2 protein-coding genes and 1 pseudogene are annotated in these 2270 nt (G+C 63.3%); 1 reads left to right on the forward strand and 2 read right to left on the reverse strand.

Annotated features, from left to right (window positions below; genetic code table 11):
- Positions 1-468 precede the first annotated feature (468 nt).
- Positions 469-1377, reverse strand: coding sequence for an SAM hydrolase/SAM-dependent halogenase family protein (locus tag AACR77_RS09420; protein ID WP_039041304.1), 909 nt, complete (start codon positions 1375-1377; stop codon positions 469-471).
- Between the two features lie 150 nt (positions 1378-1527).
- On the opposite strand from AACR77_RS09420, the gene AACR77_RS09425 reads away from it, so the two are divergent.
- Positions 1528-1989: a hypothetical protein gene (locus AACR77_RS09425; protein ID WP_042864380.1), complete on the forward strand. Its 462-nt coding sequence runs from the start codon at positions 1528-1530 to the stop codon at positions 1987-1989.
- An 8-nt stretch (positions 1990-1997) separates the two neighbouring features.
- Here the strand turns inward: AACR77_RS09425 and AACR77_RS09430 are convergent.
- A pseudogene (locus AACR77_RS09430) lies at positions 1998-2270 on the reverse strand (MFS transporter); the annotation flags it as partial.

Raw genomic sequence — 2270 nt, forward strand, 5'->3', positions numbered from 1 at the left:
GCTCAGGCCCGCCTCAATGAGGCGGTTGAACGCCGGCTCCTGCTCGCGGGGGTGGTTGGCACTGTCTTTCTCGTCAAAACGGCTCATCGGCTTTTCCTTGTTATCTCGGCGCAATCATTGCGTCATCACGGCGTCCGGCCACAGCATGGCAGCGCTTTATTAAACGAGGATGACAAATGATGAGATAACCGGCTGGCCCGGCAAGACGCCACCGCCAACGACAAGGGGCGGTGGACACCAGTCCCACCGCCCCGAAAGACATGTCGCCGACAGAAGGGTTGAACCCTATCCGCACTTCTTCAGACTGCTATGCCCGTTTGTGCCGGATAGCACCCGCTGGCAACGTCTAGTTGCACTTCTTCAGACTGATATGCCCGTTTGTACCGGATAGCACCCGCTGGCAGCGTCTAGTTGCACTTCTTCAGGCTGCTATGCCCGTTTGTACCGGATAGCACCCGCTGGCAGCGTCTAGCCGCACTTCTTCAGACTGATATGCCAGTTGGCGCCGGATTGCACCTGATGTTTGGCGGCGAAGCTGTCCATGTTCAGGGCCACCGACACCTGCAACAGGCTGTTGAGGTAGACCAGGGGCTGGCCCTCCGGCACATCGCCAAAGCTGCTGACGTAGGGGGCCTTGCCCTCGTATTTCAGCGCATCCCCTTCGCTGATCCTGATGCAGGCGTTGTCCCCCTTGTGGATACCCGCCTTGGTCAGCAGGCTGTCGTCGATATTGGTCCAGACGTTGCCGTACTGCACGTCCAGGATCGGAATGGTGCCCTTGAGGGTACCGTCTTGCTCGGCCACCGCGGGCTGATAGGGGATGGTCACCACCTCGGCGGGCAGCAGAGGCCCCACCTGCTCGAAGCTGATGGCACCGGAGGCGAGGCGCGCGCCGGTGTAGGCGTAGACGTCGCGGCCGTGGAAGGTGTAGGACTTCTCGGAGCCCTTGAGGCGGTTGGTCTTCTCGTCTATCTGGCGCACCGCCTCGATGCCGAAGTGCTCCGCGACCAGGGTCAGGGTGCCGTTGTCCGGGCTGACGATGTAGTGGCCGCTCCTGGTCTTGAGTACCACCGACTTGCGTTCGGTGCCGACACCGGGGTCCACCACGCTGACGAAGACGGTGCCCGCGGGCCAGTATTGCAGGGTCTGATAGAGACGGTAGGAGGCTTCCCAGATGTTGTAGGCCGGGATCTCATGGGTCAGGTCATGGAGCGGCAGGGTGCGGTCCACCCCGAAGGCGACCCCCTTCATGGCCGAGACGGCGCCATCCTTGAGACCGAAGTCGGTCTGGAACACCAGAGCCTCGTTGGCAAGGGCACTCGCCCCCACCAGAGAGAGGGCGAGTACGAGGGCGCGGGGGACGATACGAATATCCATGTCAGGGCTCCTTCAAAGACGTTTGGACGTCCAGATTGCCACTCATGGGAATCTTTGCAACCCCTGATGCCCGAATGGGGGGCGAAATGACTCGCCAATCCGCCCTGTGCGGGTGTATCCATGGGGCATCCAACGCCGGGAGCACATCAGATGACCAGAGAGCATCACGACACCATTTTGCTGAGCCTGGGCAATACCCGAAGCCAGGTCGCGCTCACCGCGGCCGATGGCACCAGCCAGACATTTGCATTGACACTGGGGCTCGATGCCCTGACCCCGGGACCCTTTCGCCAGGATCCGCCGACGCCCCTGGAACTTGAGCAAGCCATCATGGTGGTGGAGGATGTACTGATGCCCCTCGCGGCACGGATCCCGCCCCACCCCGTGCTGCACCTGCAAAGCCCGGAGCCCCTGACCGAGGTGCTCGGCAACCGGGTGCAGAGCCGGGAAAACATTGAGCGGTTGTTCGGCCAGCTTGCCGCCATGGTGGAGGGGGATCCCCTGGCATCGGCCCAGTTGCCGAGGGAGAAGCGCATCGCCGCCGCCCTGCTGATCCTGCGGGAGTGGATGCACCACCTGGATGCCGGGAGCGTCGTCCTGGTCGATGGGTGATCCCCCTGTCAGACAGCGGGTTCGAAGCGCCGCCGAGACACTGCCCACGCCAACCAGAGGCTTGTCAGGGTGCTGCCGACGAAGAGCAGATCCAGCGCGACCCCAAGGCCGGCCCCGTCGCTCATCCAGCCCAGCCACACGGGCACCCAGTTCGCCACATAGGCGATCACATAGAAGAGGGAGAGCAGCCGCGCATGGCTGGCCGCGGGGGCGATGCGGTTGACCAGGGTCGCACTGCCCACGAACACGGCCCCCTGGGCATAGCCCGCCACCAGCAGCCC

The sequence above is a fragment of the Aeromonas sp. ZOR0002 genome, assembly GCF_963866995.1.
In the GTDB taxonomy this organism is placed as follows: domain Bacteria; phylum Pseudomonadota; class Gammaproteobacteria; order Enterobacterales; family Aeromonadaceae; genus Aeromonas; species Aeromonas caviae.